Here is a 16,223-nt window from a genome sequence, read left to right as displayed (position 1 = left end):
GTGCAATTGCTCCGGTTGGCGGTGAAGTCAGTCTGACTGACATCCCGATGGCCGGTAGTTAGGGGCTCAAGTTGCGTGCATTCCTGTATTCGCCCGGTATCCCAGGACTTCTTCCAGTGGTTTCCACTGCACGGTTCTGAGGCCCAACCTTCTTCGCCGCATTTGATGCGGAAACTACCGAAATGGTTTGGATCGGACGCGAACGCTGCCTGTCGCACGGTAACGCAGGAACATCTGCACGCCGTTACATTCAATCTTTGGAGGAGAGTCATGGCAGCACACTGCCAAGTGACCGGGGCCGAGCCGGGCTTTGGACACAGCATTTCGCACTCGCACCGCCGCAACAAGCGTCGGTTCGACCCGAATATTCAGAAGAAGCGCTACTGGGTTCCGTCCCTGCGCCGTAACGTCACCCTGACCCTGTCAGCCCGTGGCATCAAGACCATCGACGTACGCGGCATCGACTCTGTCGTCGCCGACATCCTGGCACGAGGAGTAAAGCTCTAATGGCAAAGGACAAGGACGTACGTCCGATCATCAAGCTGAAGTCCACCGCGGGCACGGGTTACACCTACGTAACGCGCAAGAACCGTCGTAACGACCCGGACCGTCTGGTCCTGAAGAAGTACGACCCCAAGATCCGCCAGCACGTCGAATTCCGAGAGGAGCGCTAAACACATGGCAAAGAAGTCCAAGATTGCTCGCAACGAGCAGCGCAAGGTCATTGTTGAGCGTTACGCTGCCAAGCGTCTCGAACTGAAGAAGACCCTGGTTGACCCCAACGCGACTGACGAAGCACGCGAAGCTGCACGCCTCGGCCTGCAGAAGCTGCCCCGCAACGCCTCCCCGATCCGTCTGCGTAACCGCGACCAGATCGACGGCCGTCCCCGCGGCACCTTCCAGAAGTTCGGTATCTCCCGTGTTCGCTTCCGCGACATGGCTCACCGCGGTGAGCTCCCGGGTATCACCAAGTCTTCCTGGTAATCACGAAGCTCTGAAAGGGCCGGTAACTGTTATGGTTGCCGGCCCTTTCTGCGTTTAAGCGTGCTTGTTGCTGAAGGAGGCTGGGTGGTTGCTGCGAAGGCGGACGGTTGGTGCGAAGGCGGCGGTCATCCTCTGCGCGTTCGCTCGTGCCTCGCTTGGACGCGCGCTGCCGGGTGACCGCCTCCTTTGGTTGTTCTCTCACGTCCTGACGTTTTTTGAGCATCGCTCTCTCACGTAATCGTTGTTTTCGAGCATCGTTCTCTCACATTGCGACGGGTGGGGGGTGTTCTCTCACGTCGTGAGGTTTTTTGGGCGTCGCTCTCTCGGGTAGTCGTGGTTTTTGGTGGGGTTGTTGGGGACGTTCGACGGCGGTAGTTGGCGTTAGTGCCTGGCGGCCTGGGTCGTGGGGCTTGACCCGTGTGACGGGCTTCACGGTAGTTGTTTTGGCGATTCCGGGCTGGTGCTAAGCCCTGGATGGGGGTGTTTGGCGTGTGTTTGCGGGGTTTTTGGGTGGTGTTGGGGTGGATTTGTGTGGGGGCTTGTGGGCGTGTAATGTCTTCTGAGTCGCCGCGAGTGAGACAGCTTGGAGCTGGAAGCCGTGGGGGCCGACCCCCTTTGATAACAGCCTGGAATATGGCGCGCTTTTGGGCGTGCGGGTAGCCGGGTGGGGCCGAGGATCGGATCGGGAATCGCGGGAACGCTGATTTGCCAGGATGCGGTTGTTCGGGTAAGTTTGAAAAGTTGCTCCGGAGCGATCCAGTGGCCCGTTTGGGTTGGTGGTGGTACAGCTTTGGAATAGTGACCTGTTGTTTGAGAACTCAATAGTGTGCCAAGTTTGTTGATGCCGATTGTTTTATTGATTGGTTGAAATTATGGCCGGATTGCTGCGCACCCCCGTGTGTGGTGGTCTGGTTTTCAGCTGGTTTCGAATTTTGTGCAGCCATGGTCCGTCGTTATTTCCGGTGGGTGTGGTTGTGTCTGTTTGATTTTTTTGTTTTCAACGGAGAGTTTGATCCTGGCTCAGGATGAACGCTGGCGGCGTGCTTAACACATGCAAGTCGAACGATGATCTCCAGCTTGCTGGGGGGATTAGTGGCGAACGGGTGAGTAACACGTGAGTAACCTGCCCTTGACTCTGGGATAAGCCTGGGAAACTGGGTCTAATACCGGATATGACTCCTCATCGCATGGTGGGGGGTGGAAAGCTTTTGTGGTTTTGGATGGACTCGCGGCCTATCAGCTTGTTGGTGGGGTAATGGCCTACCAAGGCGACGACGGGTAGCCGGCCTGAGAGGGTGACCGGCCACACTGGGACTGAGACACGGCCCAGACTCCTACGGGAGGCAGCAGTGGGGAATATTGCACAATGGGCGAAAGCCTGATGCAGCGACGCCGCGTGAGGGATGACGGCCTTCGGGTTGTAAACCTCTTTCAGTAGGGAAGAAGCGAAAGTGACGGTACCTGCAGAAGAAGCGCCGGCTAACTACGTGCCAGCAGCCGCGGTAATACGTAGGGCGCAAGCGTTATCCGGAATTATTGGGCGTAAAGAGCTCGTAGGCGGTTTGTCGCGTCTGCTGTGAAAGACCGGGGCTCAACTCCGGTTCTGCAGTGGGTACGGGCAGACTAGAGTGCAGTAGGGGAGACTGGAATTCCTGGTGTAGCGGTGAAATGCGCAGATATCAGGAGGAACACCGATGGCGAAGGCAGGTCTCTGGGCTGTAACTGACGCTGAGGAGCGAAAGCATGGGGAGCGAACAGGATTAGATACCCTGGTAGTCCATGCCGTAAACGTTGGGCACTAGGTGTGGGGGACATTCCACGTTTTCCGCGCCGTAGCTAACGCATTAAGTGCCCCGCCTGGGGAGTACGGCCGCAAGGCTAAAACTCAAAGGAATTGACGGGGGCCCGCACAAGCGGCGGAGCATGCGGATTAATTCGATGCAACGCGAAGAACCTTACCAAGGCTTGACATGAACCGGAAAGACCTGGAAACAGGTGCCCCGCTTGCGGTCGGTTTACAGGTGGTGCATGGTTGTCGTCAGCTCGTGTCGTGAGATGTTGGGTTAAGTCCCGCAACGAGCGCAACCCTCGTTCTATGTTGCCAGCGGTTCGGCCGGGGACTCATAGGAGACTGCCGGGGTCAACTCGGAGGAAGGTGGGGACGACGTCAAATCATCATGCCCCTTATGTCTTGGGCTTCACGCATGCTACAATGGCCGGTACAAAGGGTTGCGATACTGTGAGGTGGAGCTAATCCCAAAAAGCCGGTCTCAGTTCGGATTGGGGTCTGCAACTCGACCCCATGAAGTCGGAGTCGCTAGTAATCGCAGATCAGCAACGCTGCGGTGAATACGTTCCCGGGCCTTGTACACACCGCCCGTCAAGTCACGAAAGTTGGTAACACCCGAAGCCGGTGGCCTAACCCTTGTGGGGGGAGCCGTCGAAGGTGGGACCGGCGATTGGGACTAAGTCGTAACAAGGTAGCCGTACCGGAAGGTGCGGCTGGATCACCTCCTTTCTAAGGAGCTGCTAACAACTGCTGGTGTCCGTGTATGCGGGTGCGTGGTGGTTGTCAGTGTTGCCCATTGCGCAGGCGTCTGTTCTGCGGTGGGTGCTCATGGGTGGAATATCAACGAATCAAAGTTTTTTGGCATGGCCTTTACCGGTTGTGTCCTGGTGCCAGTACGGCAACGCCTTTTTCTGCTTTTGTGGTGGTGGGGTGTTGTCAGGAACGTGCCGGGGCGTGGATTGTGTGGGTTGTGTTTGGCGCACTGTTGGGTCCTGAGGCAACAGGACCTTTTTGCAGCAATGCAGGGGGGCACAGTTCTGGTGTTTCTTCTTGTTCCTGCTTCCGGTATTGCCGGTCACTGTTATCAGCCCCGTGTTGTGGGTTGTGGTGTCCGGGGGTCTGGTTGATGGGGTTGTTGTTTGAGAACTACATAGTGGACGCGAGCATCTAGAACACACACACGTGTGTGTGTGTTCTTACAGCAATTTCTTATGAATGAACCTTGGGCCCAAGTGGCGCATGGTTCTCTCGAGTAAGTTTATTGATCTTGTGTGGTCAAGTTTTTAAGGGCACACGGTGGATGCCTTGGCATTAGGAGCCGAAGAAGGACGTAGGAATCTGCGATAAGCCTGGGGGAGTTGATAACCGAGCGTTGATCCCAGGATGTCCGAATGGGGAAACCCCGCACAACGCTGCAAGGTGATTGTGTGACCCGCATCTGAACACATAGGGTGCGTGGGGGGAACGCGGGGAAGTGAAACATCTCAGTACCCGCAGGAAGAGAAAACAAGAGTGATTCCGTTAGTAGTGGCGAGCGAACGCGGATCAGGCTAAACCGTTTCCATGTGTGATAGCCGGCGGGCGTTGCATGGGCGGGGTTGTGGGACTTTCCGTACTGGTTCTGCCGGACTGGTGGGGTGTGTAGTGCAGGCATAGGTGAACGGTCTTGAAAGGCCGGCCAGAGAGGGTGTGAGCCCCGTAACCGTAATGTTGTGTACCGCCTGGAGAGGATCCCAAGTAGCACGGGGCCCGAGAAATCCCGTGCGAATCTGTCAGGACCACCTGATAAGCCTAAATACTTCCTAATGACCGATAGCGGACCAGTACCGTGAGGGAAAGGTGAAAAGTACCCCGGGAGGGGAGTGAAACAGTACCTGAAACCGTGTGCTTACAATCCGTCGGAGCCAGTCTGATTCTGGTGACGGCGTGCCTTTTGAAGAATGAGCCTGCGAGTTAGTGTTACGTCGCGAGGTTAACCCGTGTGGGGTAGCCGTAGCGAAAGCGAGTCTGAACAGGGCGAGTGTAGTGGCGTGATCTAGACCCGAAGCGGAGTGATCTACCCATGGCCAGGTTGAAGCGACGGTAAGACGTCGTGGAGGACCGAACCCACTTCAGTTGAAAATGGAGGGGATGAGCTGTGGGTAGGGGTGAAAGGCCAATCAAACTCCGTGATAGCTGGTTCTCCCCGAAATGCATTTAGGTGCAGCGTTGCGTGTTTCTTGCCGGAGGTAGAGCTACTGGATGGCCGATGGGCCCTACAAGGTTACTGACGTCAGCCAAACTCCGAATGCCGGTAAGTGAGAGCGCAGCAGTGAGACTGTGGGGGATAAGCTTCATAGTCGAGAGGGAAACAGCCCAGACCACCAACTAAGGCCCCTAAGCGTGTGCTAAGTGGGAAAGGATGTGGAGTTGCGAAGACAACCAGGAGGTTGGCTTAGAAGCAGCCATCCTTGAAAGAGTGCGTAATAGCTCACTGGTCAAGTGATTCCGCGCCGACAATGTAGCGGGGCTCAAGTACACCGCCGAAGTTGTGGATTTCACACATTGCCCTAGCCTTCGTGGTTCAGGGGTGTGGAGTGGTAGGGGAGCGTCGTGTGGGCAGTGAAGTCGCGGTGGAAACCAGCGGTGGAGCCTACACGAGTGAGAATGCAGGCATGAGTAGCGAAAGACGGGTGAGAAACCCGTCCGCCGAATGATCAAGGGTTCCAGGGTCAAGCTAATCTGCCCTGGGTAAGTCGGGACCTAAGGCGAGGCCGACAGGCGTAGTCGATGGACAACGGGTTGATATTCCCGTACCGGCGAAAAACCGCCCATGCCAAGCGGGGGATACTAACCGCCCGGAGCCTGCCCTATCACCCTTGTGGTGTGTGGGTTTTGGCCGAGCGCGGGACCTGATCCCGGGAGGTAAGCGTATTAACAGGTGTGACGCAGGAAGGTAGCCGGGCCGGGCGATGGTTGCCCCGGTCCAAGGATGTAGGGTCAGGGATAGGCAAATCCGTTCCTGTGTGTTTCGAGCACGATCCTGAGATCTGATGGGACTCCCGTAAGGGGGGATCCGGTGATCCTATGCTGCCAAGAAAAGCATCGACGCGAGGTTTTAGCCGCCCGTACCCCAAACCGACACAGGTGATCAGGTAGAGAATACCAAGGCGATCGAGAGAATTATGGTTAAGGAACTCGGCAAAATGCCCCCGTAACTTCGGGAGAAGGGGGGCCTGCCCCGTGATACAGACTTGCTCTGTGGAGCGGGTGTGGGCCGCAGAGACCAGGGGGAAGCGACTGTTTACTAAAAACACAGGTCCGTGCGAAGTCGCAAGACGATGTATACGGACTGACTCCTGCCCGGTGCTGGAAGGTTAAGAGGACCGGTTAGCCACCTTGTGTGGCGAAGCTGAGAATTTAAGCCCCAGTAAACGGCGGTGGTAACTATAACCATCCTAAGGTAGCGAAATTCCTTGTCGGGTAAGTTCCGACCTGCACGAATGGAGTAACGACTTCCCCGCTGTCTCAACCATAAACTCGGCGAAATTGCAGTACGAGTAAAGATGCTCGTTACGCGCAGCAGGACGGAAAGACCCCGAGACCTTTACTATAGTTTGGTATTGGTGTTCGGAGTGGCTTGTGTAGGATAGGTGGGAGACGTTGAAACCCGGACGCCAGTTCGGGTGGAGTCATCGTTGAAATACCACTCTGGTCACTTTGGACATCTAACTTCGGCCCGTGATCCGGGTCAGGGACAGTGCCTGATGGGTAGTTTAACTGGGGCGGTTGCCTCCTAAAAAGTAACGGAGGCGCCCAAAGGTTCCCTCAGCCTGGTTGGCAATCAGGTGTCGAGTGTAAGTGCACAAGGGAGCTTGACTGTGAGAGAGACATCTCAAGCAGGGACGAAAGTCGGGACTAGTGATCCGGCGGTACATTGTGGAATGGCCGTCGCTCAACGGATAAAAGGTACCTCGGGGATAACAGGCTGATCTTGCCCAAGAGTCCATATCGACGGCATGGTTTGGCACCTCGATGTCGGCTCGTCGCATCCTGGGGCTGGAGTAGGTCCCAAGGGTTGGGCTGTTCGCCCATTAAAGCGGTACGCGAGCTGGGTTTAGAACGTCGTGAGACAGTTCGGTCCCTATCCGCTGCGCGCGCAGGAAATTTGAGAAGGGCTGTCCTTAGTACGAGAGGACCGGGACGGACGAACCTCTGGTGTGTCAGTTGTACTGCCAAGTGCACCGCTGATTAGCTACGTTCGGATGGGATAACCGCTGAAAGCATCTAAGCGGGAAGCTCGCTTCAAGATGAGATTTCCATACACAATTTGTGTGAGAGGCCCCCAGCCAGACCACTGGGTTGATAGGCCGGATGTGGAAGCGAGGACCAAAGACTCGTGAAGCTGACCGGTACTAATAGGCCAACAACTTACACCACACACAAACACTGCACGCGTCCACTATGTGGTTCCCGAACAACAACACCGTTGCTCACAGGAACAAACACAACTAAATAACAACACCACAATGTTGTAACCACAAAACTTCCCACCCCCACCGGACCACAACCGGCAAAACAGGGGGACGGGTAACAAGGTTACGGCGGTCATAGCGTGGGGGAAACGCCCGGTCCCATTCCGAACCCGGAAGCTAAGACCCACAGCGCCGATGGTACTGCACCCGGGAGGGTGTGGGAGAGTAGGACACCGCCGGACACACATTAGGTAGAGACCCCCCAACCCACACCAGGTCGGGGGGTCTCCCACATTTAAACCAGGCAAGCCCCGACCCTCACGGCCGGGGCTTGCCCCATTTAACACCTCCTTCCCGCTGGCATCGGGAGGAGTCATCGCCATCACACTCCAACGACGTCGCCACGCGCCAAAGCGAAAGGCAGACGATCGAAGATGATATTGATCTCGGCGATCTCATCGTTCTGTATGCGATACAGCTCTGCGCCCGGAGCGCTCGGAACTGCCAGATTGGCTGTGTCGTACATGAGCAGTGCTTCGTCGTCGGTGCCGTAAACCGCAAGAAGCTTGGAGTTTGTGAGTGAAGCAGCAAAGGGCTCCATGAATGCCCGGACAGCGCCCCTGCCGTTTATGGTGCCGGACGGCGCATGGCAGGTGACATCCTCGGCTAAGTGCTTGGCCGCCAAGTCCAGGTTGCCGGCTGTCCAAGCCCGATGGTAGGCCACCGCGATCTCGACGGCCCTGGCCTGTTTTTCAGACATGGTCTGGTTCCTTTCTTAGAGGGTTACGTTTGTATAGACACCACGGCTCAGCAGATCGGAACGCCCAAGTGTGTACGTGCCAAGATTGAACCGTGACGTCAGCGGAGTTGGAGGCCGCCCGGGCCGGCGATGAAGAGGCCTTCGCGTCTCTCGTTGCGCCCTTTCGCCGGGAACTTCATCTGCACTGCTACAGGATCACAGGGTCTGTTGATGATGCAGATGATGTACTGCAGGAGGTGTTGCTTGCCGCCTGGAAAGGGTTGCCTGGATTTGCCGGTCGATCGTCCTTGCGGACTTGGCTCTATCGGATTGCCACTACTCGTTCGCTCAACGCGCTAAGAGACCAAGGTCGCCGTCCTCGTCCCGCCCCTGCACCTCCCTTCGAGCCTCCGACACCGAACGACCGATTCGACCTACCGCATGTGCAGCCCTACCCCGATCTATTGGTCGACGAGCTTGATCCTGCTGCGCAGGCGGTTGCCCGCGAAAGCGTTGAGCTCGCATTTGTGGTTGCGCTTCAACGGATGCCGCCGCGCCAGGCTGCGGTGTTGATCCTCTGCGATGTGCTGGATTTCACCGTTGCCGAAGCTGCGGAGATGGTCGCGGTAGGCGCGACGGCGGCGAAGGGTCTTCTTCAGCGTGCCCGCTCCGCCAGATCCGCTGCAGGGTCACTCACGACCGGAGCAGACCACCATGATTTGGCCCGAAAGTTTGCGTATGCCTTCTCGCGGGACGACGTCGAGGCCGTCCTTGAGCTCCTCACCGATCAATGCTGGCTTGCCATGCCTCCGGCCAGCGAACTTTACGTGGGCCGGCACGCCGTCGGGAGTTTCCTTCGTGCCAGTGCGGCTGGGCGCCCTGGCGGCAACTATGCGCTGACCGCTGTCACTGCCGGTGGTAGGCCTGCGTTCGTCTGCTATCTGCAAGGCCGGGCCCGGGGGCTCCTGGTGATTGAGCCAACCCAGGTTGGAGACAAGATCGCGTCGATCATGCGATTCCTTGACGATGGCCTGCATCGACAGTTCGGGATGCCTGACTTTCTTGCGTGAAGAGACAGGGGCAATGGCTCATTGACGAGTCCGAAAGGAATGCCCGACGGCGGTTTGGCGGGGTTTGGGGGGTGTGTTTGGTGGTTGTTGGGGTGGATTTGCGTTGGGGTTGTGGGGCGTGTATTGTTTTCTGAGTCGCCGGGTGCGAAACGGAAAGCCGGAAGGTGTGTACGGTTCGGTAGGCGGCCAAAAATAACTCTTCTTTTCCAATGGCCTTGTTGGGTGCGCTGCTTTTGTGGTGCGCTGTGCGGGGTGATGTTTTGGAGGGTCTGTTGTTTGAGAACTCAATAGTGTGCCAAGTTTGTTGATGCCGATTGTTTTATTGATTGGTTGAAATTATGGCCGGATTGCTGCGCACCCCCGTGTGTGGTGGTCTGGTTTTCAGCTGGTTTCGAATTTTGTGCAGCCATGGTCCGTCGTTATTTCCGGTGGGTGTGGTTGTGTCTGTTTGATTTTTTGTTTTCAACGGAGAGTTTGATCCTGGCTCAGGATGAACGCTGGCGGCGTGCTTAACACATGCAAGTCGAACGATGATCTCCAGCTTGCTGGGGGGATTAGTGGCGAACGGGTGAGTAACACGTGAGTAACCTGCCCTTGACTCTGGGATAAGCCTGGGAAACTGGGTCTAATACCGGATATGACTCCTCATCGCATGGTGGGGGGTGGAAAGCTTTTGTGGTTTTGGATGGACTCGCGGCCTATCAGCTTGTTGGTGGGGTAATGGCCTACCAAGGCGACGACGGGTAGCCGGCCTGAGAGGGTGACCGGCCACACTGGGACTGAGACACGGCCCAGACTCCTACGGGAGGCAGCAGTGGGGAATATTGCACAATGGGCGAAAGCCTGATGCAGCGACGCCGCGTGAGGGATGACGGCCTTCGGGTTGTAAACCTCTTTCAGTAGGGAAGAAGCGAAAGTGACGGTACCTGCAGAAGAAGCGCCGGCTAACTACGTGCCAGCAGCCGCGGTAATACGTAGGGCGCAAGCGTTATCCGGAATTATTGGGCGTAAAGAGCTCGTAGGCGGTTTGTCGCGTCTGCTGTGAAAGACCGGGGCTCAACTCCGGTTCTGCAGTGGGTACGGGCAGACTAGAGTGCAGTAGGGGAGACTGGAATTCCTGGTGTAGCGGTGAAATGCGCAGATATCAGGAGGAACACCGATGGCGAAGGCAGGTCTCTGGGCTGTAACTGACGCTGAGGAGCGAAAGCATGGGGAGCGAACAGGATTAGATACCCTGGTAGTCCATGCCGTAAACGTTGGGCACTAGGTGTGGGGGACATTCCACGTTTTCCGCGCCGTAGCTAACGCATTAAGTGCCCCGCCTGGGGAGTACGGCCGCAAGGCTAAAACTCAAAGGAATTGACGGGGGCCCGCACAAGCGGCGGAGCATGCGGATTAATTCGATGCAACGCGAAGAACCTTACCAAGGCTTGACATGAACCGGAAAGACCTGGAAACAGGTGCCCCGCTTGCGGTCGGTTTACAGGTGGTGCATGGTTGTCGTCAGCTCGTGTCGTGAGATGTTGGGTTAAGTCCCGCAACGAGCGCAACCCTCGTTCTATGTTGCCAGCGGTTCGGCCGGGGACTCATAGGAGACTGCCGGGGTCAACTCGGAGGAAGGTGGGGACGACGTCAAATCATCATGCCCCTTATGTCTTGGGCTTCACGCATGCTACAATGGCCGGTACAAAGGGTTGCGATACTGTGAGGTGGAGCTAATCCCAAAAAGCCGGTCTCAGTTCGGATTGGGGTCTGCAACTCGACCCCATGAAGTCGGAGTCGCTAGTAATCGCAGATCAGCAACGCTGCGGTGAATACGTTCCCGGGCCTTGTACACACCGCCCGTCAAGTCACGAAAGTTGGTAACACCCGAAGCCGGTGGCCTAACCCTTGTGGGGGGAGCCGTCGAAGGTGGGACCGGCGATTGGGACTAAGTCGTAACAAGGTAGCCGTACCGGAAGGTGCGGCTGGATCACCTCCTTTCTAAGGAGCTGCTAACAACTGCTGGTGTCCGTGTATGCGGGTGCGTGGTGGTTGTCAGTGTTGCCCATTGCGCAGGCGTCTGTTCTGCGGTGGGTGCTCATGGGTGGAATATCAACGAATCAAAGTTTTTTGGCATGGCCTTTACCGGTTGTGTCCTGGTGCCAGTACGGCAACGCCTTTTTCTGCTTTTGTGGTGGTGGGGTGTTGTCAGGAACGTGCCGGGGCGTGGATTGTGTGGGTTGTGTTTGGCGCACTGTTGGGTCCTGAGGCAACAGGACCTTTTTGCAGCAATGCAGGGGGGCACAGTTCTGGTGTTTCTTCTTGTTCCTGCTTCCGGTATTGCCGGTCACTGTTATCAGCCCCGTGTTGTGGGTTGTGGTGTCCGGGGGTCTGGTTGATGGGGTTGTTGTTTGAGAACTACATAGTGGACGCGAGCATCTAGAACACACACACGTGTGTGTGTGTTCTTACAGCAATTTCTTATGAATGAACCTTGGGCCCAAGTGGCGCATGGTTCTCTCGAGTAAGTTTATTGATCTTGTGTGGTCAAGTTTTTAAGGGCACACGGTGGATGCCTTGGCATTAGGAGCCGAAGAAGGACGTAGGAATCTGCGATAAGCCTGGGGGAGTTGATAACCGAGCGTTGATCCCAGGATGTCCGAATGGGGAAACCCCGCACAACGCTGCAAGGTGATTGTGTGACCCGCATCTGAACACATAGGGTGCGTGGGGGGAACGCGGGGAAGTGAAACATCTCAGTACCCGCAGGAAGAGAAAACAAGAGTGATTCCGTTAGTAGTGGCGAGCGAACGCGGATCAGGCTAAACCGTTTCCATGTGTGATAGCCGGCGGGCGTTGCATGGGCGGGGTTGTGGGACTTTCCGTACTGGTTCTGCCGGACTGGTGGGGTGTGTAGTGCAGGCATAGGTGAACGGTCTTGAAAGGCCGGCCAGAGAGGGTGTGAGCCCCGTAACCGTAATGTTGTGTACCGCCTGGAGAGGATCCCAAGTAGCACGGGGCCCGAGAAATCCCGTGCGAATCTGTCAGGACCACCTGATAAGCCTAAATACTTCCTAATGACCGATAGCGGACCAGTACCGTGAGGGAAAGGTGAAAAGTACCCCGGGAGGGGAGTGAAACAGTACCTGAAACCGTGTGCTTACAATCCGTCGGAGCCAGTCTGATTCTGGTGACGGCGTGCCTTTTGAAGAATGAGCCTGCGAGTTAGTGTTACGTCGCGAGGTTAACCCGTGTGGGGTAGCCGTAGCGAAAGCGAGTCTGAACAGGGCGAGTGTAGTGGCGTGATCTAGACCCGAAGCGGAGTGATCTACCCATGGCCAGGTTGAAGCGACGGTAAGACGTCGTGGAGGACCGAACCCACTTCAGTTGAAAATGGAGGGGATGAGCTGTGGGTAGGGGTGAAAGGCCAATCAAACTCCGTGATAGCTGGTTCTCCCCGAAATGCATTTAGGTGCAGCGTTGCGTGTTTCTTGCCGGAGGTAGAGCTACTGGATGGCCGATGGGCCCTACAAGGTTACTGACGTCAGCCAAACTCCGAATGCCGGTAAGTGAGAGCGCAGCAGTGAGACTGTGGGGGATAAGCTTCATAGTCGAGAGGGAAACAGCCCAGACCACCAACTAAGGCCCCTAAGCGTGTGCTAAGTGGGAAAGGATGTGGAGTTGCGAAGACAACCAGGAGGTTGGCTTAGAAGCAGCCATCCTTGAAAGAGTGCGTAATAGCTCACTGGTCAAGTGATTCCGCGCCGACAATGTAGCGGGGCTCAAGTACACCGCCGAAGTTGTGGATTTCACACATTGCCCTAGCCTTCGTGGTTCAGGGGTGTGGAGTGGTAGGGGAGCGTCGTGTGGGCAGTGAAGTCGCGGTGGAAACCAGCGGTGGAGCCTACACGAGTGAGAATGCAGGCATGAGTAGCGAAAGACGGGTGAGAAACCCGTCCGCCGAATGATCAAGGGTTCCAGGGTCAAGCTAATCTGCCCTGGGTAAGTCGGGACCTAAGGCGAGGCCGACAGGCGTAGTCGATGGACAACGGGTTGATATTCCCGTACCGGCGAAAAACCGCCCATGCCAAGCGGGGGATACTAACCGCCCGGAGCCTGCCCTATCACCCTTGTGGTGTGTGGGTTTTGGCCGAGCGCGGGACCTGATCCCGGGAGGTAAGCGTATTAACAGGTGTGACGCAGGAAGGTAGCCGGGCCGGGCGATGGTTGCCCCGGTCCAAGGATGTAGGGTCAGGGATAGGCAAATCCGTTCCTGTGTGTTTCGAGCACGATCCTGAGATCTGATGGGACTCCCGTAAGGGGGGATCCGGTGATCCTATGCTGCCAAGAAAAGCATCGACGCGAGGTTTTAGCCGCCCGTACCCCAAACCGACACAGGTGATCAGGTAGAGAATACCAAGGCGATCGAGAGAATTATGGTTAAGGAACTCGGCAAAATGCCCCCGTAACTTCGGGAGAAGGGGGGCCTGCCCCGTGATACAGACTTGCTCTGTGGAGCGGGTGTGGGCCGCAGAGACCAGGGGGAAGCGACTGTTTACTAAAAACACAGGTCCGTGCGAAGTCGCAAGACGATGTATACGGACTGACTCCTGCCCGGTGCTGGAAGGTTAAGAGGACCGGTTAGCCACCTTGTGTGGCGAAGCTGAGAATTTAAGCCCCAGTAAACGGCGGTGGTAACTATAACCATCCTAAGGTAGCGAAATTCCTTGTCGGGTAAGTTCCGACCTGCACGAATGGAGTAACGACTTCCCCGCTGTCTCAACCATAAACTCGGCGAAATTGCAGTACGAGTAAAGATGCTCGTTACGCGCAGCAGGACGGAAAGACCCCGAGACCTTTACTATAGTTTGGTATTGGTGTTCGGAGTGGCTTGTGTAGGATAGGTGGGAGACGTTGAAACCCGGACGCCAGTTCGGGTGGAGTCATCGTTGAAATACCACTCTGGTCACTTTGGACATCTAACTTCGGCCCGTGATCCGGGTCAGGGACAGTGCCTGATGGGTAGTTTAACTGGGGCGGTTGCCTCCTAAAAAGTAACGGAGGCGCCCAAAGGTTCCCTCAGCCTGGTTGGCAATCAGGTGTCGAGTGTAAGTGCACAAGGGAGCTTGACTGTGAGAGAGACATCTCAAGCAGGGACGAAAGTCGGGACTAGTGATCCGGCGGTACATTGTGGAATGGCCGTCGCTCAACGGATAAAAGGTACCTCGGGGATAACAGGCTGATCTTGCCCAAGAGTCCATATCGACGGCATGGTTTGGCACCTCGATGTCGGCTCGTCGCATCCTGGGGCTGGAGTAGGTCCCAAGGGTTGGGCTGTTCGCCCATTAAAGCGGTACGCGAGCTGGGTTTAGAACGTCGTGAGACAGTTCGGTCCCTATCCGCTGCGCGCGCAGGAAATTTGAGAAGGGCTGTCCTTAGTACGAGAGGACCGGGACGGACGAACCTCTGGTGTGTCAGTTGTACTGCCAAGTGCACCGCTGATTAGCTACGTTCGGATGGGATAACCGCTGAAAGCATCTAAGCGGGAAGCTCGCTTCAAGATGAGATTTCCATACACAATTTGTGTGAGAGGCCCCCAGCCAGACCACTGGGTTGATAGGCCGGATGTGGAAGCGAGGACCAAAGACTCGTGAAGCTGACCGGTACTAATAGGCCAACAACTTACACCACACACAAACACTGCACGCGTCCACTATGTGGTTCCCGAACAACAACACCGTTGCTCACAGGAACAAACACAACTAAATAACAACACCACAATGTTGTAACCACAAAACTTCCCACCCCCACCGGACCACAACCGGCAAAACAGGGGGACGGGTAACAAGGTTACGGCGGTCATAGCGTGGGGGAAACGCCCGGTCCCATTCCGAACCCGGAAGCTAAGACCCACAGCGCCGATGGTACTGCACCCGGGAGGGTGTGGGAGAGTAGGACACCGCCGGACACACATTAGGTAGAGACCCCCCAACCCACACCAGGTCGGGGGGTCTCCCACATTTAAACCCACCAAACAAAACGGCTAGAGTCGCAGGATGACTCTGACTCGAGACTTGGATGTCCCGTCCGGGAATGCCGTAAACGGGAATGTCCACCTTCGGATTTTGTCCTTGTCTGATGCGGGGCCCTTAGCAGCCGCGTATAGCCGGAACGCAGAGCACCTCGCGCCGTGGGAGCCAAGGCGCAGCGCCGCGTTCTATACAAGAGCCGGGCAAGAGACCATCGTTCGGAGCAAACTGGATCAGTATGCGGCAGGCACTGAGCTGCCGTGGATAGTTCTGCATGGTCGGGATGTCATAGGCATGATTACTTTGACGGGCATAGTCCGCGGTCCGTTCCTGAACGCCAACCTTGGCTATTGGGTGGACCACGCATTCACCGGCAAGGGCATTGCCACTTCCTCGGTGGAGGCAGTTCTCTCCATGGCGGGAGGGGAACTTGGTCTCCACCGTATCCAGGCCGCAACCTTGCTGGACAACGTAGCCTCGCAGGCGGTTCTCAAGCGGTCTGGCTTCAAGCGGATCGGCATGGCACCCTCGTATCTCCACATCGCAGGCGAGTGGCAGGACCACGTCTTGTATCAGCGAATTCTCTTCTGATCCACACTTGTCGGATGCTCCGAAGCTGCGATGGCTAGCGGCGCGCAGCTAGTGGTGGTGGCTGCCGGCGTCGTGAATTTATACCTGTGACTGGTGGGCTGTTCGGCGCCGTAGGGTACGCCATTGGCGGTCCCGACCCCCAAAAACCTTGAAAAACCGGTGATTTTGGTCAAAAAAGCGCGGAAACACGCGGAATTTGCTGGCCATGCCGGTGCAAGCTGGTAAGTTTTCGAGCAGTGGCTTGCTCGCGTTCCGCTTGAAAGCTCAAAAAACGTATTAGTCCAGGAGGACGTAAATGGCTAAGAACCGTAGTGAACTCGTTGCAGAGGTAGCAGGCAAGGCTGGCACCAGCCAGGCAGCCGTCAACTCCGTGCTCGATGCACTGTTCGAAGTTTTCGAGACTTCTGTTGCCGCTGGCGAGAAGATCACCATCCCGGGCTGGCTCGCAGTTGAGCGCACTGACCGCGCAGCACGCACCGGCCGCAACCCGCAGACGGGCGAAACCATCCAGATCGCCGCCGGCCACAGCGTTAAGCTGACCGCAGGCTCCAAGCTGAAGGCTGCTGTCGCCAAGAAGAAGTAGTT

7 protein-coding genes and 6 rRNA genes are annotated in these 16,223 nt (G+C 56.6%); 12 read left to right on the top strand and 1 reads right to left on the bottom strand.

All coding sequences use genetic code 11. The features are described from left to right. Positions 1 to 270 precede the first annotated feature (270 nt). The 6 genes from rpmB (at position 271) to rrf (ACZ5G6_RS21290) (ending at position 7,469) form a co-directional block, all read left to right on the top strand. Positions 271 to 507 carry a 50S ribosomal protein L28 gene (rpmB, locus tag ACZ5G6_RS21315; RefSeq protein ID WP_011776361.1) on the top strand — a complete coding sequence of 79 codons (237 nt, stop codon included), beginning with the start codon at positions 271 to 273 and terminating at the stop codon, positions 505 to 507. After that, positions 507 to 674: a 50S ribosomal protein L33 gene (rpmG, locus tag ACZ5G6_RS21310; RefSeq protein ID WP_003798558.1), complete on the top strand. Its 168-nt coding sequence runs from the start codon at positions 507 to 509 to the stop codon at positions 672 to 674. Before rpmB ends, rpmG begins: the two co-directional genes overlap by 1 nt. A 4-nt stretch (positions 675 to 678) precedes the next feature. Further along, the gene (rpsN, locus tag ACZ5G6_RS21305) at positions 679 to 984 is read left to right on the top strand and encodes a 30S ribosomal protein S14 (RefSeq protein WP_216927432.1); all 306 of its coding nucleotides are present in this window, start codon (positions 679 to 681) and stop codon (positions 982 to 984) included. A gap of 997 nt (positions 985 to 1,981) precedes the next feature. Continuing rightward, positions 1,982 to 3,502 (top strand): 16S ribosomal RNA (locus tag ACZ5G6_RS21300). Positions 3,503 to 4,046: 544 nt separating this feature from the next. Next, positions 4,047 to 7,192: ribosomal RNA gene (locus tag ACZ5G6_RS21295) — 23S ribosomal RNA — on the top strand. Between the two features lie 160 nt (positions 7,193 to 7,352). Beyond that, positions 7,353 to 7,469 (top strand): 5S ribosomal RNA (gene rrf / locus ACZ5G6_RS21290). Together the 16S, 23S and 5S rRNA genes form the textbook arrangement of a ribosomal RNA operon. Before the next feature lie 140 nt (positions 7,470 to 7,609). Here rrf (ACZ5G6_RS21290) and ACZ5G6_RS21285 read toward each other — a convergent pair. After that, positions 7,610 to 7,987 carry a nuclear transport factor 2 family protein gene (locus ACZ5G6_RS21285; protein WP_498687942.1) on the bottom strand — a complete coding sequence of 126 codons (378 nt, stop codon included), beginning with the start codon at positions 7,985 to 7,987 and terminating at the stop codon, positions 7,610 to 7,612. Between the two features lie 92 nt (positions 7,988 to 8,079). Here ACZ5G6_RS21285 and ACZ5G6_RS21280 point away from each other — a divergent pair, with 92 nt between their 5' ends. The 6 genes from ACZ5G6_RS21280 (at position 8,080) to ACZ5G6_RS21255 (ending at position 16,221) form a co-directional block, all read left to right on the top strand. Beyond that, positions 8,080 to 9,036, top strand: coding sequence for an RNA polymerase subunit sigma-70 (locus tag ACZ5G6_RS21280; RefSeq protein ID WP_498687941.1), 957 nt, complete (start codon positions 8,080 to 8,082; stop codon positions 9,034 to 9,036). Positions 9,037 to 9,498: 462 nt separating this feature from the next. Further along, positions 9,499 to 11,019, top strand: a 16S ribosomal RNA gene (locus ACZ5G6_RS21275). 544 nt (positions 11,020 to 11,563) lie between these two features. After that, a 23S ribosomal RNA gene (locus tag ACZ5G6_RS21270) occupies positions 11,564 to 14,709 on the top strand. A gap of 160 nt (positions 14,710 to 14,869) precedes the next feature. After that, positions 14,870 to 14,986, top strand: a 5S ribosomal RNA gene (gene rrf / locus ACZ5G6_RS21265). 88 nt (positions 14,987 to 15,074) lie between these two features. Next, entirely contained in the window at positions 15,075 to 15,638 is a 564-nt protein-coding gene (locus ACZ5G6_RS21260; RefSeq protein ID WP_498687939.1) for a GNAT family N-acetyltransferase, read from the top strand. A 295-nt stretch (positions 15,639 to 15,933) separates the two neighbouring features. Next, positions 15,934 to 16,221 (top strand): HU family DNA-binding protein, encoded by a 288-nt coding sequence (locus ACZ5G6_RS21255; RefSeq protein ID WP_011776355.1) that lies wholly within the window; start codon positions 15,934 to 15,936, stop codon positions 16,219 to 16,221. Positions 16,222 to 16,223: the final 2 nt, after the last annotated feature.

It is taken from the genome of Arthrobacter sp. TmtSoilC51, from assembly GCF_055388015.1.
The sequence above is the reverse complement of the archived record's forward strand: the minus strand, read 5'-3'. Positions and strand labels throughout refer to the sequence as shown.